A 20842-nucleotide genomic window follows, 5' to 3' on the forward strand; every position below is an offset into this window, starting at 1 on the left:
CTGGTGTCTCAGGCGGGCGCCGGCAGGCTGTGGTGGCCCGCGTTGTCGCTGTGCGGGAGGAGGCCGTAGTAGATCCGGGGCGCGCCGTCGAGCGTCAGCGTCGCGCTGCCGTTGGTGACCGGGATCTGGGTGACCCGTCCGATCGCGTTCACCTGCCGTACGGCGGTCGTGGCGGCGACCGCGAGCGGGGTCTTGGTCGGCCAGGGGTCGGTCCACATCTCGGGGGCTGGGAAGTGCCAGTCGGTGCGTGGGCCGGCTGTGTTCAGCAGGTAGCCGTCGGCGCGGTTCCACAGGATGACCGCGGGGCCGTCGGGTGTGTCGAACCACAGGCCGAAGGTCTGTGGGTCGGCAAAGGTCAGCCAGTCACGGAAGGTGGCCTGGTCGAGCGTGCGGGCCGCGGTCGCATAGGCCAGGAGTGAGGGCTTCGGGCTGAGGTCGCGGTTCATCAGGCCGTAGTGGTACTCGACGTTGTCCGGGTCGGCGATCTGGGGCATGCCGAGCACGCTGTCGTGGAACTGGTACCAGCACACGCCCCGGATCCCCTCGGCCTTGGCCAGGGCGAGGGTGAGGAGCACGTTCTCCGCGGCGTGCCGGTAGGTGTCGTGCCACCAGCTGTTGGGCTTGGTCGGCGCGTATGCCTCGGTCAGCCAGATCTCCTTCTCGCCGTGCTCGGCCATCAGCGCCTTCAACTGCCGCAGGCCGCCGTAGAAGTTCCAGTAGGTTCCGTCGCCGTCGGTGGTCCAGTCGTCGCCCGGCGGTATGTAGTCCGGGGTGAAGTTGCCGCGTCCCGGATGGTAGGCGAAGGCGTCGATCAGGTCCCAGCCGCCGGCCGCGATGAAGTTCTCCACCCATGGCTTGTCCATGCCGGCCAATCCGTTGTTCATCAGTTTGACGGTGCCGCCGGTGGCTGCCCGCCGGTCGAAGACCGGCCGCAGTGCCTTGTCCAGGTAGGCCTGCGCGGCGTCGCCCGTGTTGAACGGTCTGTTGAGCTCGTTTCCGATCTCGAAGTACTCGGCCCCGGCGGCGACCGCCACCGCCAGTTTGTCCGCGGCCCAGGTGGCGGCTTCGGTGTCGGTCGCCTCCAGAGACGGCTGGAGTTCGATGTTGTGGCGCATGCCGCGGGCGTCGAAGTCGGCGGGCGGCAGTCCGGGGCCGCCGTCGTAGGCGATCCGGACCAGGCCGATGCCTGCCCTCTGCCACAAGTCCAGGAGGGCGGTGGCGCTCGGCCGTTGCAGCCAGGGGTAGTTGGCGACGCCGAACATGCCGGCCGTGCCCGCCTGGTAGTCGTAGGGCGGCAGTACCGCGAGGTTGGTGCGGGCGAACGCCTGGTCGTCACCGGAGCTGACGACCACTTCGGCCAGGGCGATCCCGCCCGTCGGCGCGGCCAGGGTGAAGGTGTGCTGCCAGGTGCCGGCCGCATCGACGCTGCCGGTGACGGTCGTGGCGGCCAGCTGCGCCCCGTCGAAGTCGCGCACCCACAGCTTCAGGTCGACTGATGAGGCCGCGCTGCCGCCGTTGGCCACCAGAGCGGTGAGTTCCATCTGTTCACCGGCCGACTCGTACAGGTTGAAGTCGCGGTTCGTGGTGAGTTCGAGGCCGAGTTCACGGCCCCGGCCGATGGTGGCGGTGGCGGACGGCCGGGTCTCGGAGAAGAAGAAGTCGGCCCGGCTGGTCCAGCCGCCGCCCGCGTCGGCCACGCCCGGCGCGTGGACCCAGGTCGCGTTCGTCCAGGCCTGGCGGGACCGGTCGAGCAGGAACAGGCCGTGCAGGGAGGCCGACCAGGTGGAGGTGTGGGCGACGCAGAGGGTGTCCTCGTAGGGGATGCCGCCGCCCGCGTCACGGACCCATTCGGTGATCGGGACGTAGTCGTCGGGCGCGGCCGGTGCCTGGATCGCCCTGCTGAACAGGAAGCCGTCCGGGACCAGCGTGTCCGCTCCGGTGACGCGCCACTCCAGCACGGCGTGGGAGGTGCCGACGCTGAACCAGCCGGCGACGGCGGTCGGTCCGGCGGCGGCGTCGAAGGTGTAGTCCATGCGGATCGCCGGCGTTCCGTCCGGGAGCGCGCTCAGGGTCGGAGTGCCGCCGGTGGACACATGGATTCCGGTGACGCTGTCTTTGACCTGGAACTTCGACCCGGCGGACCGCGTGACGCCGGCGCCGTCACGGATGGCGAGCCTGCCGCCCGCACTGGCCAGCAGGCGGATGCCGCCGCCGGTCAGGGCGACGTCGCCGGCCGCGGCGTGAGCGGCGATCGGGGTCGACTCGGCGACGAGGACGACACCGGCGGCGAGAGCCGCGCCGAGGAAGGCGCGGCGGTTGAGCGTGGGTCGGGAGAAGGCTTCGGAGGTCATCGTCTGCTCCTGTCCGGCGTTCGGTGACGCCGACCCTGATAATGCCTATCTGCAGCTCGGTGAACGACACGTTTCCAGGCCGCTACTTTGGTGTCAACAGGTACTTGCCCTGGCGATCCTCGTGAAATACGGTCATCACCCAGAGCTGAAGGTAGGCATTATCAGGATGGTCACTCACGATGGAGGAGCGATGTCGCCGAGACCTCGCCGTGTCACGCAACGCGAGATCGCGGAGCTGGCGGGCGTCAGTCAGACCACGGTGTCGGTGGTGTTGAACGACCGCGACGGCTCGAACGTGCGGGTCCCCGAGGCCACCCGGGCGCGGGTCAGGCAGGCCATCGAGCAGCTCTCCTACGTCGCGGACCCCGCGGCCCGCCGGCTCGCCGGCCTGGACAACCAGATCATCGGCGTCTTCACGTACGAGGCCGCGTTGTCCCCCGAGAGCATGGACTTCTACGGTCCGCTGCTGAACGGGATCGAGCGGGCGGCCGAGCAGATCGGGTGGGACCTGCTGTTCTTCACCTCCTCTCCGGTGGAGAACGGCACGCGCCGCCTCTTCCACCGCAAGACCCGGTTGCGGCTGACCGACGGCTGCGTCCTGCTCGGTCAGCAGATGGTCGCGTCCGAGCTGGAGCGGCTGGTCGCCGAGCAGTTCCCGTTCGTCGCGATCGGCCGCCGGGACGAGACCGCCGCCAAGGTGCCGTACGTGGCCATCGACTACACCACTCCGACCACGGTGCTGATCGACCAGGCGGCGGCCGGCGGGCACCAGCAGGCGCTGTATGTCCACCGTGGCCGGGACACGCCGACCGCGCGGGACAGGCGCGATGCCGTCGAGGGCGCCTCCGCGGCGGGCCGGCTGGCCTTCCTGCTGGTCGGTGAGGAGAGGATCGCCGACCTGCCCCGACTGGCGCGCGCGACCGGCGCGACCTTGATCATCGCGGAGGACGCGTTCCTGGCGGAGGACGTCGCGCACGCGCTGTCCGGCGCCGGGGTCGCCGTACCGGACGAGGTCTCGCTCGCCGCGCTCGGTGAAGTGCGCGGCCACCGCGTGGAGGGCCGGGCGCTGGCCGGCTTCCACGTGCCCAGACCACAGCTGGCGGCCGAGGCCCTCGATCTCCTCCAGCTCCTGATCAACACGGCCCCGCAGAAGTGGGCCGGTCTGGACCGTGAGCGGTTGCTGGTGGCCGAGGTCGAGCCGGGGGACACGATCGTCGCGCGAACGGACACGCCGTCATGACGGGCCGGATCACGACCGAGGTGGCGATCATCGGCGGTGGCCTCGGCTCAGTCGCCGCCGCCCTGGCGCTGCTGCAACGGGGCCGCCGCGTGGTGCTGACCGAGGAGTACGCCTGGCTCGGCGGACAGCTCACCTCGCAGGCCGTGCCGCCCGACGAGCACATCTGGGTGGAGCAGTTCGGCGTCACCGCGCGCTACCGTGCGGTGCGCGAGGACATCCGCCGCTACTACCGTGACCACTATCCGCTGACGGCCGCCGCGCGCGCCGACCCGGCGCTCAATCCGGGCCGTGGCCGGGTGAGCAGGCTGTGTCACGAACCGCGGGTGGCCCACGCGGTGCTCACCGCCCTGCTCGCGCCGTACCGGTCGGCGGGGCGGCTCACCGTCCTGCAGCCCGCGGTGCCCGTCGAGGCCGAGGTGCGCGACGCGGTGGTCCGTACCGTCACCGTCGCGGACCCGCGGACCCGGGCCGAGACCGTGATCACCGCCGAGTACGTCCTGGACGGGACCGAGACCGGCGACCTGCTGCCGCTGACCGGGACCGAGTACGTCGTCGGCGCCGAGGCACGGTCCGACACCGGTGAGCCGAGCGCCCCCGAGGCCGCCGACCCGGGCAACGTGCAGTCGATCGCGTGGTGCTTCGTCTTCGACCACGTCGCCGGCGACCACACCATCGCCCGGCCGGACGACTACGACCACTGGCGCTCCTTCGAGCTGCCCTTCTGGGGCGCGCCGATGCTGTCCTTCACCGCGCCGAACCCCCGGACCCTCGTGCCGGAGGACCGCACGATGAACGTCAACCCGGCCGCCGACGCCACCGGGGACCCCCGGTTCGACGCCGGAGACCGGGACCTGTGGCAGTTCCGGCGAATCGCCGCCCGCCAGAACTTCGCCGACGGCTTCTACGACAGCGACATCGTGCTGGCCAACTGGCCGCAACTGGACTACGTGGGCGGCTCGATCATCGACACCGACGACCGGCGGCTTCACCTGGACGCGGCGAAGGCCCAGTCCCGTGCCTACGTGCACTGGCTGCAGACCGAGGCGCCCCGCCCCGACGGCGGCCGCGGCTGGCCCGGACTGCGGCTGCGCGGCGACCTGGTCGGCACCGCCGACGGGTTCGCGCAGGCCCCGTACATCCGCGAGTCCCGCCGGATCAGGGCCCTCACCACCGTGCGCGAGCAGGACATCTCGGTCAAGGCCCGCGGCGACGCCGGACCAGCCCGGTTCGACGGCTCGGTCGGCGTCGGGATGTACCGGATCGACCTGCATCCCTCCACCGGCGGCGACAACTACATCGACGTCGAATGCGCACCGTTCGAGATTCCGCTCGGCGCACTGGTCCCGGTGGCCACCCAGAACCTGGTTCCGGCCGCCAAGAACATCGGCACCACCCACATCACCAACGGCGCCTACCGGCTGCACCCGGTCGAATGGAACGTCGGTGAATCGGCCGGGGAACTGGTCGCGTACTGCCTCGAACTCGGCCTGAGCCCACGGCAGATCGCGACCGATGATCACCTCGTCGACCGGCTCCAGGACAGGTTGACCGCGGTCGGGATCGAACTCCACTGGCCGCAGATCGCCGGCTACTAACCCCACCCCGCAGGCGCAGCACGCGCCGAGATTACGGAAGACGCACACCATGAACAGAACGAGAAGGCTCGTCGGCGCTCTCGCGCTGACGAGCGCCCTGACACTGACGGCGGCCTGCGGCTCGCCCACCGATGGGTCCGGGGGTTCCGACGCCAGGAACGTCAAGCTGAGGATGACGGTCTGGACCTCGAACCAGGACCAGCTCAAGCTGTTCGGCTCGATCGCCGACGCCTACCGGGCCGAGCACCCCGAGGTCTCCTCGATCACCTTCGAGAGCCTGCCCTTCGAGGACTACAACACCACCCTCACCACCCAGATCGCCGGCGGCAACGCTCCCGACCTGGCCTGGATGGGCGACCTGTCGAGGGACCTCATGGCATCCGACGCGCTGGTCGGCCTGACCGGCAAGCTGAAGGCGACCCCCGGCTGGCGGTACGACGACCTGGAGGCCAGCGCGACCAGGGAGTTCAGCCGGGACGGCACGCTGTACGCCTACCCGTTCTCCACCTCTCCGTACGCGCTGTACGTCAACACCGACCTGCTGGCGAAGGCCGACCAGAAGATCGACCCGAAGAACCTGACCTGGGACCGGGTCGCCGCCGCCGGCGCGGCCGTCCGCGCGGACACCGGCAAGGCAGGTTTCGTCATCCGGGACTTCGACTACAAGTCGTGGAACCTGCTGGCCACCGTGTGGACCGGCTTCGGCGCGTCCGCCTGGAGCCCGGACGGCAAGACCTGCACCTTCACCAGCCCCCAGATGCAGAAGGCGTTCACCTTCCTGCACGACGCCGTGTTCAAGACCCAGGCCATGCCCGGCCCAGGGACGACGGCCGACTTCTTCGCCGGTGACTCCGCCTTCACCGTGGCCCAGGTCTCCCGCTCCTCGCTGCTCACCGGCAAGTTCAAGTACGCGCTGTACCCGCTGCCGGCAGGCCCGGCCGGTAAGTACTCCGTCATCGGCCAGGCCGGCATGGGGGTTCTCGCCGCGGGCAAGCACAAGACCCAGGCCACCGACTTCCTCGCCTACCTGACGAACCCGACGAACTCCGAGAAGCTGGCGCAGTTCTTCCCGCCGCCGCGCAAGTCGATGCTCACCGGCGCGAAGCTCGCCGCCGGCAACAAGGTCCTGACCGCCACGCAGCTCCAGGAGGCCGTGGTCGACCAGCTGCCGAACGCCGTCACCCTGCCCAACCACACCAACCCGGCCGAGATCGCCCAGAAAGGCAAGACCTCTCTGGACGCGATGTGGAAGGCCGACGCGGACGTCCCCGCCGTACTGAAGTCGGTCTGCTCCGCGATCCAACCGCTCCTGGCCAAGTGACCATGGTCGGCCTCACGAAGACCAGAGCGAGGGCACCGGACGCCTCCCGGACGCCGGCCACGGCCCGGAACACCTCCAAGGCGCCGTTCTGGACGAGCCGGCGCCGAGACGTGCTCGCGGGCTACCTGTTCATCACTCCGCAGCTCGTCGGGGTCGTGCTGTTCGTGCTGATCCCTGTCGGGCTGGCGATCTGGTACAGCCTGAACGACTGGAACGTTTTCTCCGGCGAGCAGACCTTCGTCGGACTCGACAACTACAAGGCCCTGGCCGACGATCCGCAACTCCCCACGACACTGCGGGCGACCGCCGTCTTCGGCGGCGGGGTCGTGGTCCTGAACATCGGCCTGGGCCTGCTGCTCGCCGTACTGCTGAACCGGCGGTTCCGCGGCGCGACCTTCTTTCGCACCCTGTTCTTCTCCCCGGTCGTCGTCTCCGTGGTCGCCTGGACCCTGGTCTGGGGTTTCCTGCTCCAGGACAACGGTGGTATCAACGGAGTTCTCGGCGTGGTCGGCATCGACGGCCCGAATTGGCTCCAGCGCGGCGACACCGCGATGGTGTCGGTGATCGTCACCCAGGTGGTCCGCAGCGTCGGCGTCAACATGGTGCTCTTCCTGGCCGCCCTGCAGGGCGTGCCGGCGCAACTGTACGAAGCCGCCCGCCTCGACGGCGCGGGAAGCAGGGTGATCTTCACCCGGATCACCCTGCCGCTCATCTCCCCCATGGTGCTGCTGACCGCGATCATCACCATCGTCGGGGCATTGCAGTCGTTCGCGCAGATCGCCGTACTGACCAGCGGCGGCCCGGAGTTGAGCACGACGGTGCTCGTGTACTACGTCTTCCAGCAGGCCTTCGAGTTCAACCACATCGGTTACGGCTCAACGCTGGCACTGCTGCTGCTGTCCTTCGTCATGCTGCTGACGCTGGTGCAGTGGCAGTTGCGTCGTAAGTGGGTGTTCCATGAGGAGTAAGCCGCCTTCCCCCGTCCTGAGGCGGGTGGCCCTGCTGACCGCGCTCGGTGTCCTGGCCATTCCGTTCGTGGTGCCGACGGTCTGGATGGTGGCGGCCTCGGTGAAACCGCTGCCCGAGATCTTCAAATCCCCGCCGTCACTGTGGACCAGCGACCCGACCCTGTCCGCGTACTCCGAGGCGTTCGGTTTCCAGCCGTTCGCCCGGCAGTACCTGAACAGCGTCTACATCGCCGTCCTGGTCACCCTGATCACCCTGCTGGTCTCCAGCCTCGCGGGATACGCGTTCGCCCGGATCCGCTTCCCCGGCGCGAACGCCCTGTTCCTGGTGGTCCTGGTCGGCCTGCTGGTGCCCAGTGAGGTGACGATCGTGCCGCTGTTCCAGATGTTCAAACGCGCCGGGATGATCAACACGCACTGGCCGCTGATCCTGGTCACCGCGCTGGCCGGACCGTGCGTCCTGGCCACCTTCATGATGCGGCAGTTCTTCATCGCCCTTCCGGCCGAACTGGAGGAGGCGGGTCGGCTGGACGGCCTCGGCCGCCTCGCGCTCTGGTGGCGGATCTTCCTGCCGCTGGCCAAACCGGCGTTGTCCGCGGTCGCGATCCTGACCTTCCTCACCTCCTGGAACCTGTACCTGGAACCCACCGTCTACCTCACCTCGCCGGACCTGTTCACACTCCCGCAGGCGCTCACCCGGTTCACCGACTCGTACGGGGCCGAGATGTGGAACACCCAACTGGCCGCCGCCACCATGACCGTGCTGCCGGTCCTGGCCGTCTTCGTCATCGCCCAGCGCCAGTTCGTCGAGGGCCTGGCCCACTCGGGCCTCAAATAGGGTCGGAACGCCCACCGCTCGCGCAGCGGGCCCGGACACCGGCGCCGGGTCCGCTCGCTACCCCCACGCGGCCGTTGGCGTGATCGGGCCAGCGCATGCGCGTCTGCCTATCTGGAAATCATTACGTAAGCGCGAACTATTCACCCAGGCGTTCCATGAGGCGGGCGGCGACCCGCAGGAGATCGAGTTCGGTCTCCGACAGGCCGGCGAGGGCTCCCGCCAGCCAGGCGTCGCGCTCGGCGACGTCGCGCCGCAACGCGTCAACACCCTGCTCGGTGAGGGCCAGCACGATCTGGCGCCTGTCCCGGTCGGCGCGGGCTCGGGAGATCAGTCCCTCGGCCTCCAGTTCAGCGAAGACACGCGTCAGGGACTGCGGGCGCTGCCCTTCCGCCCCGGCGACCTCGCCCGCCGTACTGGGACCGTTCCGGTGCAGGTGGCCGAGCACGGTGAGTTTGTTCGAGCTCAGCGCTTCGGGGGCCCTGGCCGTGCGCATCCGGCGCGACACCCGCATGATCCCGTGCCGGATCTCCGTCACGACCTCCGTTGGTACCCGCTCCATATTGCTAAGCTATCACTTAGTAGTAGGAGGAGGCGATCGTGGCTTTCGTCCGAGCGCGGGTCCGGTCGGTTCCGCCGGTCGTCGTCACCATGGCGGCTGTGCTCGCCGCCTTCGGTTCGGCGCTTGCGCTGGAACAACCTGCCCACCTAGGGGCCAACGTCGTCATACAGGCGGTCGTGCTGTCACTGATGCTCGCGGGAGCCCAGCAGGGCATGCCCCTGGCTGACAGGCTCACCGCCTGCGTCGTCATGCCCCTCGTCGCCCTTGCCGCGACCTTGGTGGGGACGCTCATGTCCGACCACCGCGTGGTGGGCGACGCCGCCTTCGTACTGCTCGTCACGTCCGCCATCTGGATCCGCAGGTTCGGGCGCCATTTCGCGCGCGCGGGCACGCTGATGACGCTCCCGGCCGTGGCCCTTCTCGTCGTCCCGCACATGCAAACAGCGGGAGACGTCGTGTGGGTGCCGGTCATGGCACTGATCGCGTGGCTCTGGGTGACGGCGTTCCAACTGATCGCCGACCGCGTGGCCACGACCGGACCTGCCAGCACGAAGGGACCGACGCGACGGAGCCCGGTCAGTGGACGGATGGCCGCCCAGATGGCGGTCGCCCTGGCCGCCGCGTTCACCGCAAGCCACGTGCTCTTCCCCGGCCACTGGTCTTGGGCCGTCCTTACCGCGTTCATCGTGTGCAACGGCGCCCGCGGACAGGGAGACGCGTTGTACAGAGGCTTTCTGCGCACGATCGGAGCGGCCGGTGGCACCCTTCTGGCCACTCTCTTGGCAGGGGTGTTCGGTCCGGGGAACCGGTGGTCCGTCGCGCTCATCTTCGTCGTGCTGGGTGTCGCCGTCTGGTCGCGTCCCAAGAGCTACGCGTACTGGGCCGGTGGGATCACGGCGGCCCTGGCCCTGCTGTACGGGTACTTCGGGCAGTCCGCGATGTCCCTGCTCTGGACCCGGATGGCGGCCGTCGTCGCCGGAGCGTTCATCGGTGTCGCGTCCGCCTGGTTCGTGCTGCCGTTTCGTTCCGGAGACGTCCTGCGACGCCGCTCAACTGCGGCACTCGCCCTCTTGCCCCGGGCCCTCCAGGGTGACCCAGGGGCGATGGAAGGGTTCGAGCGGTCCGTCGCTGACGTGGACAAGCTCTACCCACCGCTACGAGCGCATCGGGCCATCACCCGGCAGCGCCCGCACGAGGCCGACGCGGTCGACCACCTGCGCGAAATCCTGGGCCACCTCCGCGCCCTGCCCACCGACGGCACCGCCCGCGAGAAGATCGACACCGCGGTGGCCGGTATCCGCGAGCTCTATGCGCCGGCTACGCGCTCGCCAGAATCTCCGGGTGCAGTCCGCCCGGCCGCTCGGCGCTGGAAAGCGCCATGGTCAGCCCGGCGCCAGATGGACTGCCGATCGGCGGAAGACGGCGGCCGGGGCGTCCCGGATACCGGTGAGCCGAGATCCGGGCGCGCCCCCGAACCTCGATGAGCCGGTGCCCCTCATCGACCGGCCGCACGCTCCCCACATATCCGCCGCCGCGGTCCGCTGATCGGTCAGGTGCCCGGCGTTCCCTCGGCCGAATGTGGCTTGACCTCTGCCCGGCCGACCCGGCGCCGCCGTCGCACTCCGTCCCGTGCACCCGGGTGTTCGCCGCCGGTTCTCGCGAAGAACCCGTCGCCGCCAAGGATGCGGTCATTGGAATACCAGGCCCCGAAGCGGCGGCCCGCTGTTCACTCTGCGGCGGAGCGCTCGTTGACCAGCGGAAGTCCTGTGAGGACGGCTCGTTCCTCCTTTTGTACCTCGGCGCGGCGGTGCGCGCCCAGCTTGCTGTTCTCTACCTTGTCGTGCAGCTTGACGATGGCGTCGAGCAGCATCTCCGGGCGAGGTGGGCAGCCGGGCAGGTAGACGTCCACAGGCACGATGTGGTCGACGCCCTGCACGACGGCGTAGTTGTTGAACATGCCGCCGGACGAGGCGCACACGCCCATCGCGATGACCCACTTCGGCTCGGTCATCTGGTCGTACAGCTGCCGCAGCACCGGCGCCATCTTCTGGCTCACCCGGCCCGCGACGATCATCAGGTCGGCCTGGCGGGGTGTTGCCGAGGCGCGTTCCATGCCGAACCGCGAGAAGTCGTGGCGCGGGTCGCCGACGGCCATGAGTTCCATGCCGCAGCAAGCGAGGCCGAAGGTCATCGGCCACATCGACGACTTACGCGCCCAGCCGGCCATCGTCTCGACGGTCGTGAGCAGGAAGCCGCTGGGAAGGTGTTCTTCGAGTCCCATAGTCCTTCCAGGCTGGCTCTGCCGGAGGAGACGATCAAGGACGGATCGCGGCACGATCGTTAACTGGGACGACACAATGAGCACATGGAGATGCGTGAGATCGAGGCGTTCTTGCAGGTCGCCGGGGAGCTGCATTTCACTCGCGCGGCCGGGCGACTGGGCGTGTCCACCTCGCGCGTGAGCCAGGCGGTGCGCGCGCTGGAACGCCGGGTCGGCGCTCCGCTGTTCGAGCGGACGAGCCGGCAGGTCCGGCTGACGCCACTGGGCGAACGTCTGAGCGCCGAACTGCGGCCCGCGTACGAACGGATGAAACGGGCGCTGGACGAGGCACGAGAGAGTACGAGTACCCAGGTACTGCGTGTCGGTGTTGCGACCAGCCTGCTCAGCGCCGTGGTCGACGGGCCGATCCAGGCGTTCGAACGGGCCCGGCCGCACTGCGCCGTGGTGCGTTCCGCGCATCCCAACACCGACCCGTCGCGCTGGGGGAAGGACTGGCCGGTGGACGTCTTCGTCGGCTGGCTGCCCGCCGACACCGCGGAAGTGGAGGCCATGGGCCTCGCCGTCGGTCCGGCGTGGCTCCTCCGAGAGCGGGCCGCGCTGGTGCCGGCCGGGCACCCGCTGGGGCGACGCGCCGTCATCGACGCCGAGGAACTGGCCGGTCACGAGATCCTGTATCCGAGCGGCATGCGGCAGCAACTCGCCGATCTGTGGATCCCCCGCGCCACTCCTGGCGGTGTCCCACTGCGCCGGGTACCTCGGCACAGGTCCGGGTCGCTCGAAGAGGCGATCGTCCTGGTCGCCAAGGGCGATGTGATCCACCTGACGGTAGGTGGGGTGCGTCCGGACAACCCTCACGTCGTCACAGTGCCGGTGTCGGGCATGCCACCAATGATCTGTGCGCCCTTCTGGCCGACCGGTACCGACAGCGCCATGGTCCGCGACTTCGCGCAGATCTCGGGGGCGAGCAGGCTCCGATCGAACTCGCGAGGGCGCACGGCTCGATCGGAGTAAGCCCGTCTGCCGACTTCAGTGGGCGGGCGGGCCATCGCGGTGCGGGCACCGGGAAATTTGCGCCCTCGGGGTGAGCCTGTCTTGGCCGAACGCTGGGTTCGCTCATCTCGGCGCCTTCCCAGACGGTGATGGCGAGATCCAGGGGAACACCGCGATCCATCCTCCGACACTTCCAGGGATTTGGGCCCTGACCGAAAGACAGATGAGCGCTAGTGTGAGGAGAGACTTCCGGTCCTGACCGAAAGGTTCTCCTCGTGATCCAGCGTCGCCAGTTCCTCCAGACGGCCGCGACGGCCGCCGTCGCGGGCGGTACGCCCCTCTTGTCCCCCCGGCTCGCAAGCGCCTCGGAACGGCCCCCGAACGAGGTGGAGGGGACCGTCACCGACCTCGGCCCGGCCAGCGTCACCACCCCGCTCGGCAACGGCGAGTTCGTGAACGGGGTGCTGTACACCGGCACCCGCGGCCTGTCCCCCAACGTCGTCGGCGCGTACGATCTGGCCGAGGACTCCGTCACCGCCCACGTCGACATCCCGACCGGCATCGGCGTCTGGGCCATGTGCAAGGTCGGCACGGACGTCTACGTGGGCACGCACAGCCAGTCCGACCTCTACCGCCTCGACACGCTGACCGGATCGGCGTCCAAGGTGGGCGCGTACTCCTACCACTTCATCTGGAACCTCGCCGCGTCTCCCGACGGCAAGGTCTTCCTGGCCATCTCCGAGCCGGGCCGCGTGGTGGAGTACGACCCGGCCAGCGGTGAGAGCCGCGACCTCGGCGTCACGGTCGAGGGCGAGGCGTACGTTCGCAGCATCGCCGCCGACGAGACCACGATCTACGCGGGCGTCGGCGCGCACGCCCACCTCGTGACGATCGACCGCGCCACCGGCGCCAAGCGCGACATCATCCCTGCCGCGCTCGCGGGACGCGACTTCGTGGCAAGCCTCGACGTCTCCGGCACGCACATCGCGGGCGGCATCTCGTCCAACGGGGAGGTCCTGGTGATGTCCAAGGGCGACCCCGCCGACCACCGCATCATCACCACGTCCGAGAAGTACGTCCCGTCGGTGCTCCTCCACGACGGCTTCGTCTACTTCACCGGACGCCCCTCGGGCATGCTCTACCGCTGCGCACTCGACGGCGGCGAGGTGGAAGCGCTCGGCATCGCGCAACCGGAGGCCGCCACGCACCGGCTGCTCGCGCACGAGGGGAAGGTGTACGGGGTGCAGGACGGCGCGGTCCTGGTGTTCGACCCGGTCACCAAGGCGCTCGACTACGTCAACCTCGTCCAGCGCGGGTTCAGAGCCGCGCCGGAGCAGCCGATGTCGGTCCATTCCGACGGCAGGCGCGTCTATGTGGGAGGCAAGGGCGGTGCCGACGTCCACGACCTCACCGCCGGCACCCGCACGCGTCTCGGCATCCCCGGAGAGCCCAAGACCGCGCTGACCGTGCGCGACCGCACCTACCTCGGTGTCTATACCCAGGGGCTGCTCTACTCGCACCGGCCGGGCGACGCCGAGGCGACCCTGGTCGCCAAGACGGGGAACCAGCAGGACCGGCCGCGCGATCTGGCGTACGACCCGGCGACGGGCCTGATCGCGATGACGACGCAGCCGGAGCCGGGGCACGTCAACGGCGCGCTGTCGCTCTACTCGCCGCGCACCGGACGGTTCGAGACGCACCGCCCGGTGGTCGAACGGCAGAGCCTCTACGCGGTGACGTGCCGGCGGGGCGTCGCCTACATCGGCACCAACATCCAGGAGGGGCTCGGCCTGCCGCCCGTGACGACGACCGCGCGGCTCGCCGCGTACGACCTGCGGCGCCGCAGGCTGCTGTGGCAGGTGGAGCCGGTGCCCGGGGCGAAGGTCGTCCCCGGTGTCGCGCACACCGACCGGGCCGTCTACGGCGTCACCGACACCGGGGTGCTCTTCGAGTTCGACCTGCGCCGCAGGAAGGTGACCCGCACGGTGAAGGTCGGCGCGCGGGGTTCCGACCTCCACATCGTGGGCCGCAGCGCGTACACGACGGACGGCCAGGCCGTCTACAAGATCGACCTGGCCGCCCTCACCGTCAAAGCCATCGCCGGCGGACTGGCCGGCGAGTGGTTCGGCGGCGAGCCCAAGCTCGCCCTCGACCCCTCGCGCCGCGCGCTCTACGGGGTGAAGGGCCGCGATCTGGTCCGCATCGCGATCACGGAGTGACCCTGGCGGGGACCGTCAGCGCAGGGCACCGGGGATCGAGCCTGATCCGGGCCAGGTCGCGGCCGATCAGGGTCCAGGCGTCCCACGAGCCGGGCTCGAAGGCCAGTTGCGGGTCGGTGTACCACTCGTCGCCGAGGCCGGTCGCGACGAGCTTGGCCTCGGTGCCCAGTACGTGGACGTTGCCCCCGCCGAAGTAGGTCGAGGTGAACACCCGTCCGCGATGCACTTCGATCTCGCCGTACCCGGGCAGCGGGCCCCGGTGCGTGATCGTCCGGGTGGCGAGGTCCATCGCGAACCAGCTCGCGGTGCGCTTGTAGACCCCGTACAGGACGCCGTCGTGCACCTTGACGTCCTGGAACGTCCGGTAGCCGGGAACGGGGTCGACCTGCCAGAGGACCTTGCGGGTGGCGAGGTCGAACGCGGCGACCGACGCGGACGTCCTGGTCGGGGGCGTTCCTCCCCCGCCGAGCACGTCACCCCCCAGGTAGACGACACCGTTGGCGGAGTCGAGGGAGAGGCTCATCAGAGCCTGGTCGGGGATGACGTCCGCGTACACCTGCTTGTCGCCGGTGTCCGGATCGACCACCGACAGCGCGCCCTTGAGGTTGGCGCCGAGCGGCGCCGTCGCGACGAGCAGCTTGTCGGTGCGGGGGTCGTACTCCAGATCCCACGGGCGCTGCTGCCCCTGCCCGAGGTAGCCGAGGCTCCGGATCCGGCCGGTGCCCGGGTCCAGTTCGATGATCTGCCCGCTCGGATAGATCGCGGCGTACACCTTGCCGCCGCGCCGGACCATCGCCTTCGGCTCGCCCGGCACCCACAGCCTCCGCTGCCCGCCCGTGCGCAGGTCGCGTACGGTCACCGAGTAGTGCCCGCCGACGTAGAGCTCACGGCGGCCCGGGTCGAGCAGGATCGACTGGGGCCGTTCCGAGCCGGTCGTCAGGCCGGCCTCGATGAGGTCGGTGTAGGTGACGGCCTTCGTGGTCAGGTCCATCGTCCACATGCCGCCGCTGCCGGCGAATCCGGTGAGCCGGTCGCCGTCCGGTACCAGCCTGCGCGTCTCCTCCCCGAGCCGCGGCGTGCCGAGCTCGGTCGGCGAGGCGTCGCCGGTGCGGTAGCGGTAGACGGTGCCGTTGGGCCGGGACGCCAGGTAGGCCGTGCCGTCGGCGCCGAAGGCGATGGTGTCGAGGGTGACGCCGCCGAGGTCGACCGAGCGCGGATCGGTACCGTCCTTGCGCACGTCGAGGAGCGTCGTACCGCTCGCGGCGAGCACGCGGTCGCCGTGCTCGGCCACCGCGCCGATCCCGGTGGTGCCCTGCGCCAGCTCGCGCACGGAGCCGTCCGAGCGGCGGATGGCGACGAGCTTGCCCTTGTCGAGCAGCCCCGCGTAGACATTGTCGGCGTCCGCCGTGACGGCCCGGACGTAGCGTTCGCCTGCGGCGAGCACGCCGAAGTCGCGCACGGCGCCGGTCGCGGGCGCGTACTCCCAGACCCTGCCGTCGGGGTAGGTGCCCGCGTAGATCGTGCCGTCGGGCGCGGTGGCCAGGCTCCAGACGAAGCCGCCGTTGCGGCCGAACGAGCGCAGGTGCTTCACCTCGCCCGTCGCCGGGTCGAAGCTGTAGAGGTCGGGCACCGGGTAGGTGCCGATGTAGATCTTGCCGCCGGACACGGTGGTGGCCCAGGCCCCCTCGGCCTCCCCGGCGGCGGGCGCGTCGGGCAGCCGGACCTCGCGGATCACCTTCCTGGTGGCGAGGTCGATCTCGGCGAGCAGCGGCGGCTTCAGGCCGCGGGTGACGACGTACGCCCTGCCGTCGTGCACCGTGGCCCCGACGATCGCGCCGGTCAGTGACGCGGGGCCGAACGTCGTGTAGCCCGGCGCCGAGCAGGACGCCGGCGAGGCGGTCGCCGCGAGGGCCCCGGGGGCAGGGGGAATCGCGGTTGCGGCCAGGAGGGCAGAGACGATCACGGCCCGGGCCCGGCGGCGGGAACGGCTGGAAGGCATGCCGTACCTCCTCAGTAGACTTATGGCCTGGACCGTAAACAGAGGTGTCGATGCTCGTCAACGGTTTCTCGCCCTTGCTCCCAGGAAGACCCCCGCTTAGGGTCATGACCGATATCGGAAAGCTGGTGGTTCAATGACGGCATTCTCGACGGATCGCTTGATCGGTGAGCTCACCGTCACGCTCGATCTCGACGTCCTCGTCGGTGCCCATCCGGATCGGGACGGCCCGTCCGGCGCGCCCGAGGAGGTCCTCGGCACGCTGGCCGCGCACCGGGTCACGGGCGCGGCGGTGGCGAGCCTGCGCGCCGCGCTGTTCGACATGGCCTCGGGCAACGACGAGGTCCTCGCCCTGGCGGCCGAGCGTCCCGAGGTGCTGCCGGTCGGCGCCCTCGACCTGCGCGACCCGATCGGCGCCGCGGCGGAGATCGACCGGCTGGCCGCCCTGTCGGTACGGGCGGTGCGGCTGTTCCCCGACGAGCAGAACGTCGAGGCCGGATTCCCGTCCGTCCGGCACGTCGCCGAGCGCGCCGCCGCGCACGGGCTCGTCATTCTCACTGGCGGGGACGTGCGGCGGTTCTGGCGGCCGTTCGGCGGCCTCGGGGCCACCGTCGTCTTCCTCGACACGCACTTCTACCACCTGGGCGACTTCCTGGTGGCGGCGGCCGACGAGCCCGGGTTCCACACCTCCACCCGCCTCCTCAACTCCCCCGACGCGCTGGAGACCGTGGCCGCCCACCTCGGCGCGGACCGGCTGGTGTTCGGCTCGCGCACGCCGCACACCGAGACGACCGTGCCGCTGCTGCGCCTGGCGACCGGCGGCCTCGACGCCGCCGGCGTCGCCGCCGTGGCGGGCGGCACCGCCCGCCGCCTCCTCGGACTCGCCCCCGGAGCCGCCTCGTGATCATCGACGTGCACGCCCACTTGGGCCCGTGGTTCTTCACCATGGACGTGACCGGCCTGAGCCTGCGGGCCATGGACCGCTACGGCATCGACATGGCGATCGTGTCGGCGACCGAGGCCGTCATCTACGACGCGCCGCGCGGCAACCGCGCGCTGGCGGAGGTGCTGGAGACGACCGACCGGCTCTACGGGTACGTGACGGTCAACCCGCGGCGGCTCGCCGACGCCGAGAAGGACCTCACCGCCTACCTGCCCACCGGGCGGTTCGTCGGCGCGAAGATCCACACCGACTACACCGGGTCGCCGGTGACCTCGCCGCAGATGCGCGACGCCCTCGCCCTGGTCGCCTCGCTCGACTGCCCGGCGCTCGTGCACACGTGGGGGACGTCGGTGCTCGACCTCGCCGCGCTCTGCGCGCAGACCCCGGGCCTGAAGGTGATCGCGGGCCACATGGGCGCGGACGGGTACCGCCACGCGATCGAGGCGGCGAACGGCTGCGACCGGGTCTACCTCGAACCGTGCTGGTCGCAGGCTCCGGCCGGGCGGTTCGCCGAGGTGGCGGCGGCCGTCGCTCCCCGGCAACTTCTCTTCGGCACCGACTCGACTCTCATCGACCCGGCCTCGGCGTTCGGCGCGGTCGCGGCCGCCGACCTCTCCGACGAGGTGGCCGAACGGGTCGCCTGGCGCAACGCCGCCGAGCTGTTCGGCCTGCCGTCACCCCGCTCTCGGAACGCGGACGGCGTCCTGGACGATCCGGAAGACCTTTCCCCACGCCTCTCCTAGGGCTTCGCCGCGGCTCCCTATGAACGCCGAGCCGGATGCCGCCGCGCCCTCTCGGGCACGCCGCGCACCGTCGGGCGCCTGAAGGACATGTGCGGCATGGTGCCGCGAGCGGCTCGGTCGTCATCGGCCCTGACCGAAAGCGGTGGAATCGCCGACACGAGCCCGTACACCCTCGATCCGGACGCCGGAAGGACCCCCCGGCACCCGGCATCGCCGCACCCGCGCGCGCGGTTGCGTCCGCGCGCCTGGCCGGCGGCGAGATCTGCGAGCTCGCCCCGGTCACGCCCGGATCGCCGCGCCCGGTGGCTCATCCGAACCGCGGTGTCCGACGCGCGGCGGCGGACCATCGGATTCCGGTGCCGGCGCGGAGATGTTCCGGATCACCCGCAGGCATTGACACCCGAAATCCTGCACGGCTACTTTCGGCCTAGACCGTTATTGCCCCCTCGCTCGCCCCCTGCCCCCGCGTCACCTCGAACTAAGGGGTCCCGTCTCGATGAAGATCAGTCGCAGCCGCCTCACGGCGTCGATCACCCTGCTCACGCTGGCCACCGGGCTCACCGCCGCCTGCGGCGGCTCCGGAGGCTCCGACAAGTCGCTGACCCTCTGGATGTATCCGGTCATCACCGACGTCCAGGCGAACAACGCGTACTGGAAGAAGATCGAAACGGACTTCGAGGCCGCCCACTCCGGCACCGACCTCAAGATCGAGCTCCAGCCGTGGGACGGGCGCGACACCAAGGTCGCCACCGCGCTGTCCGGCGGCAAGGGCCCCGACGTCGTCCTGCTCGGCCCCGACCAGGTCCCCCAGTACGTCGCCAACGGGACGCTGAAGCCGGTCGACGACGCGGTGGCCGCCACCAAGAGCGCCTTCCTGCCCAACGCGCTCAGCGCGCTCAGCGTGGACGGCAAGCTCTACGCCGTCCCCATCTACCACACCGTGACCAGCATGATCTTCAACAAGAAGCTGCTGGCGAAGGCGGGCATCAGCTCGCCGCCGCAGACGTGGGACGAGATCAGGGCGGCCGCGCCGAAGCTGAAGGCCAAGGGCTACGCCACCCTCGACTACTCGGCGTCCTCCGAGGCCTCGCTCAACATGAACTTCTACCCGCTGCTGTGGCAGGCGGGCGGCAGCGTCTTCACCCCGGACGGCGAGAAGGCCGCTTTCAACAGCCCGGAGGGACTGGAGGCGCTCACGTTCCTCACCGACCTCTACAAGGAGGGCGCGATACCGAAGAGCGCGCTCACCAACAAGAACGTGGTCGCCGACCAGGCGCTCGGCAGGCAGCAGGTCGCCGCCGGTCTGATGAACGTGCCGGCCGACGCCGAGATCGCCGCGAAGACCTGGGGTCAGGAGAACGTCGTCGTCGGCCTGCCGCTGGAGGGCAGGAAGCGCGTCGGCTTCGGCATCCCCGGCGGCCTGGCCGTCAACGCCAGGTCCAAGCACACCGCGGCGGCCGAGAAGTTCCTCAAGTTCATGATCGACCCGAAGCAGATCACCAGCCTCGGCACCGCGTCGGGCTTCCTGTCCCCGCGCACCGACGTGAAGGTCCCGCCGCCCAACCCGCGCGCCGCCAAGTTCGCCGAGGCCCTGCAGTACACCTACCCGGGGGACGCCAACCCGGCCGCCCGGCAGGTCATGGCGCTGCTGCGCACCGAGATCCAGGCCGCGCTCACCGGCAAGAAGACGCCGAAGCAGGCCCTGGAGGACGCCGCGAAGCAGGCGGACGACCTGCTGGCGAGGCAGCGGTAGCCGACCGGAGATGAACGCGAACGAACGGCCAGGTCCGGGCGGCCGCGGCGGCCCGGACCACGGACTCGTGGAGGCGTCTGTGCCCATGTCCAGCGCGGCTCCCGTCGCCCCTCCCCGAGGCGGCGACGCCGGGAGGGCCACGGCGGCGAGCGGCACGTCGCCGCCGGGCGGAGCCGGGCGGGCCCGGCGGCGCCGGCAGGCCCGGGCCGGACTGCTGTTCGCGGCCCCGATGCTCCTGCTGTTCGTGGTGTTCAGGTTCGGGCCGGTGCTCGGGGCGGTCTTCCTGTCGCTGACCGACTACCGGCTGAACGGCGAGTGGACGTTCGTCGGAATCGAGAACTACACCCGGCTCGGCGGCGACGATCTGTTCCGCGAGAGCCTCACGGTCACGCTGCTGTACGTGGTGGTCTTCGTGCCGCTGACCGTGCTGATGTCGCTGGGCACCGCGGCGATGCTGCACCGGGTGGTCTGGCGGCGCGGGCTGTTCCGCGGGATCTTCTTCCTGCCGTACGTCACCAGCATCGTGCTCGCCGCCGTGATCTGGAAGTGGATCTACGACGCCGAGGACGGGCTGGTCAACGGGCTGCTCGGGCTCGCCTCACTCGGTCCGGTCGACTTCCTCGGGAACGGCGGGCTGGTCCTCCCCTCGATCGCGCTCACCTCGGCGTGGAAGGGCTTCGGCTACTCGATGCTGATCCTGCTCGCCGGGCTGCAGGCGATCCCGCGGTCCTTCACCGAGGCGGCCATGATCGACGGGGCCGGGCCGTGGCAGCGGTTCCGGCACATCACCCTTCCCCTGCTGCGGCCGGTGCTGTTCTTCGTGATGGTGATCGAGACCATCAGCGCGTTCCAGGTCTTCGACGCGATGTACGTGATGACCGGCGGCGGCCCGGTGCGCTCCAGCTACTCCCTCGTCTACATGCTCTACGACTCGGGCTTCAAGTTCTTCGACTTCGGCTACGCGAGTGCGATCGGGCTGGTGATCTTCGTGTTCGTGCTGGGCGTCTCGCTCGTCCAGCGCCGGTTCCTCGGCAAGGAGGACTGACCG

At 70.2% G+C, this 20842-nt stretch carries 16 protein-coding genes; 12 read left to right on the plus strand and 4 right to left on the minus strand.

Features of this window, described 5'->3' with window-relative positions; all coding sequences use genetic code 11:
* Positions 1–8 precede the first annotated feature (8 nt).
* Positions 9–2351, minus strand: a complete 2343-nt coding sequence (locus tag ABD944_RS08415) for a hypothetical protein (protein WP_345174077.1) — start codon at positions 2349–2351, stop codon at positions 9–11.
* Between the two features lie 190 nt (positions 2352–2541).
* Between ABD944_RS08415 and ABD944_RS08420 the strand changes: the two genes are divergently transcribed.
* Genes ABD944_RS08420 through ABD944_RS08440 form a run of 5 tightly spaced genes read left to right on the plus strand, consistent with a single transcriptional unit; the run spans position 2542 to position 8310 of the window.
* A complete protein-coding gene (locus ABD944_RS08420; protein WP_345174078.1) occupies positions 2542–3591 on the plus strand; it encodes a LacI family DNA-binding transcriptional regulator in 1050 nt (349 codons plus the stop codon).
* On the plus strand, positions 3588–5186 hold the full coding sequence (locus tag ABD944_RS08425) for an FAD-dependent oxidoreductase (protein ID WP_345174079.1): 1599 nt from the start codon (positions 3588–3590) through the stop codon (positions 5184–5186). Before ABD944_RS08420 ends, ABD944_RS08425 begins: the two co-directional genes overlap by 4 nt.
* Positions 5187–5235: 49 nt before the next feature.
* A complete protein-coding gene (locus ABD944_RS08430; RefSeq protein ID WP_345174080.1) occupies positions 5236–6507 on the plus strand; it encodes an ABC transporter substrate-binding protein in 1272 nt (423 codons plus the stop codon).
* Positions 6508–6509: 2 nt separating this feature from the next.
* Entirely contained in the window at positions 6510–7475 is a 966-nt protein-coding gene (locus tag ABD944_RS08435; protein ID WP_345174188.1) for a carbohydrate ABC transporter permease, read from the plus strand.
* Entirely contained in the window at positions 7465–8310 is an 846-nt protein-coding gene (locus tag ABD944_RS08440; RefSeq protein ID WP_345174081.1) for a carbohydrate ABC transporter permease, read from the plus strand. Before ABD944_RS08435 ends, ABD944_RS08440 begins: the two co-directional genes overlap by 11 nt.
* Before the next feature lie 136 nt (positions 8311–8446).
* On the opposite strand, the gene ABD944_RS08445 is transcribed toward ABD944_RS08440, so the two are convergent.
* Positions 8447–8869: a MarR family winged helix-turn-helix transcriptional regulator gene (locus ABD944_RS08445; RefSeq protein ID WP_345174082.1), complete on the minus strand. Its 423-nt coding sequence runs from the start codon at positions 8867–8869 to the stop codon at positions 8447–8449.
* A gap of 38 nt (positions 8870–8907) precedes the next feature.
* On the opposite strand from ABD944_RS08445, the gene ABD944_RS08450 reads away from it, so the two are divergent.
* Positions 8908–10353, plus strand: a complete 1446-nt coding sequence (locus ABD944_RS08450; protein WP_345174083.1) for an FUSC family protein — start codon at positions 8908–8910, stop codon at positions 10351–10353.
* A gap of 242 nt (positions 10354–10595) precedes the next feature.
* Here ABD944_RS08450 and ABD944_RS08455 read toward each other — a convergent pair whose 3' ends face one another.
* The gene (locus ABD944_RS08455; RefSeq protein WP_345174084.1) at positions 10596–11150 is read right to left on the minus strand and encodes a NuoB/complex I 20 kDa subunit family protein; all 555 of its coding nucleotides are present in this window, start codon (positions 11148–11150) and stop codon (positions 10596–10598) included.
* Positions 11151–11234: 84 nt separating this feature from the next.
* On the opposite strand from ABD944_RS08455, the gene ABD944_RS08460 reads away from it, so the two are divergent.
* On the plus strand, positions 11235–12161 hold the full coding sequence (locus ABD944_RS08460; protein WP_345174086.1) for a LysR family transcriptional regulator: 927 nt from the start codon (positions 11235–11237) through the stop codon (positions 12159–12161).
* 254 nt (positions 12162–12415) lie between these two features.
* Positions 12416–14359, plus strand: coding sequence for a twin-arginine translocation signal domain-containing protein (locus ABD944_RS08465; protein WP_345174087.1), 1944 nt, complete (start codon positions 12416–12418; stop codon positions 14357–14359).
* Here ABD944_RS08465 and ABD944_RS08470 read toward each other — a convergent pair.
* Positions 14349–16358, minus strand: a complete 2010-nt coding sequence (locus ABD944_RS08470; protein WP_345174088.1) for an outer membrane protein assembly factor BamB family protein — start codon at positions 16356–16358, stop codon at positions 14349–14351. The genes ABD944_RS08465 and ABD944_RS08470 overlap by 11 nt on opposite strands.
* A 157-nt stretch (positions 16359–16515) precedes the next feature.
* Here ABD944_RS08470 and ABD944_RS08475 point away from each other — a divergent pair, with 157 nt between their 5' ends.
* The 4 genes from ABD944_RS08475 (at position 16516) to ABD944_RS08490 (ending at position 20839) form a co-directional block, all read left to right on the plus strand.
* Complete coding sequence (locus tag ABD944_RS08475) at positions 16516–17259, plus strand: amidohydrolase family protein (RefSeq protein WP_345174089.1); 744 nt, start codon at positions 16516–16518, stop codon at positions 17257–17259.
* Positions 17256–18041, plus strand: a complete 786-nt coding sequence (locus ABD944_RS08480) for an amidohydrolase family protein (RefSeq protein WP_345174090.1) — start codon at positions 17256–17258, stop codon at positions 18039–18041. The genes ABD944_RS08475 and ABD944_RS08480 overlap by 4 nt, the downstream gene beginning before the upstream one ends.
* A 496-nt stretch (positions 18042–18537) precedes the next feature.
* Entirely contained in the window at positions 18538–19794 is a 1257-nt protein-coding gene (locus ABD944_RS08485; protein ID WP_345174091.1) for an ABC transporter substrate-binding protein, read from the plus strand.
* An 85-nt stretch (positions 19795–19879) separates the two neighbouring features.
* On the plus strand, positions 19880–20839 hold the full coding sequence (locus ABD944_RS08490) for a carbohydrate ABC transporter permease (RefSeq protein ID WP_345174191.1): 960 nt from the start codon (positions 19880–19882) through the stop codon (positions 20837–20839).
* Positions 20840–20842: the final 3 nt, after the last annotated feature.

This window comes from Actinomadura verrucosospora (assembly GCF_039540335.1).
Lineage (GTDB): Bacteria > Actinomycetota > Actinomycetes > Streptosporangiales > Streptosporangiaceae > Spirillospora > Spirillospora verrucosospora.

What these genes read in the sequence shown, in the direction of transcription:
- ABD944_RS08415 (WP_345174077.1), bottom strand. Translation starts at nt 2,351, where the DNA reads ATGACCTCCGAAGCCTTCTCCCGACCCACGCTCAACCGCCGCGCCTTC.
- ABD944_RS08420 (WP_345174078.1), top strand. Translation starts at nt 2,542, where the DNA reads ATGTCGCCGAGACCTCGCCGTGTCACGCAACGCGAGATCGCGGAGCTG.
- ABD944_RS08425 (WP_345174079.1), top strand. Translation starts at nt 3,588, where the DNA reads ATGACGGGCCGGATCACGACCGAGGTGGCGATCATCGGCGGTGGCCTC.
- ABD944_RS08430 (WP_345174080.1), top strand. Translation starts at nt 5,236, where the DNA reads ATGAACAGAACGAGAAGGCTCGTCGGCGCTCTCGCGCTGACGAGCGCC.
- ABD944_RS08435 (WP_345174188.1), top strand. Translation starts at nt 6,510, where the DNA reads ATGGTCGGCCTCACGAAGACCAGAGCGAGGGCACCGGACGCCTCCCGG.
- ABD944_RS08440 (WP_345174081.1), top strand. Translation starts at nt 7,465, where the DNA reads ATGAGGAGTAAGCCGCCTTCCCCCGTCCTGAGGCGGGTGGCCCTGCTG.
- ABD944_RS08445 (WP_345174082.1), bottom strand. Translation starts at nt 8,869, where the DNA reads ATGGAGCGGGTACCAACGGAGGTCGTGACGGAGATCCGGCACGGGATC.
- ABD944_RS08455 (WP_345174084.1), bottom strand. Translation starts at nt 11,150, where the DNA reads ATGGGACTCGAAGAACACCTTCCCAGCGGCTTCCTGCTCACGACCGTC.
- ABD944_RS08460 (WP_345174086.1), top strand. Translation starts at nt 11,235, where the DNA reads ATGGAGATGCGTGAGATCGAGGCGTTCTTGCAGGTCGCCGGGGAGCTG.
- ABD944_RS08470 (WP_345174088.1), bottom strand. Translation starts at nt 16,358, where the DNA reads ATGCCTTCCAGCCGTTCCCGCCGCCGGGCCCGGGCCGTGATCGTCTCT.
- ABD944_RS08485 (WP_345174091.1), top strand. Translation starts at nt 18,538, where the DNA reads ATGAAGATCAGTCGCAGCCGCCTCACGGCGTCGATCACCCTGCTCACG.
- ABD944_RS08490 (WP_345174191.1), top strand. Translation starts at nt 19,880, where the DNA reads ATGTCCAGCGCGGCTCCCGTCGCCCCTCCCCGAGGCGGCGACGCCGGG.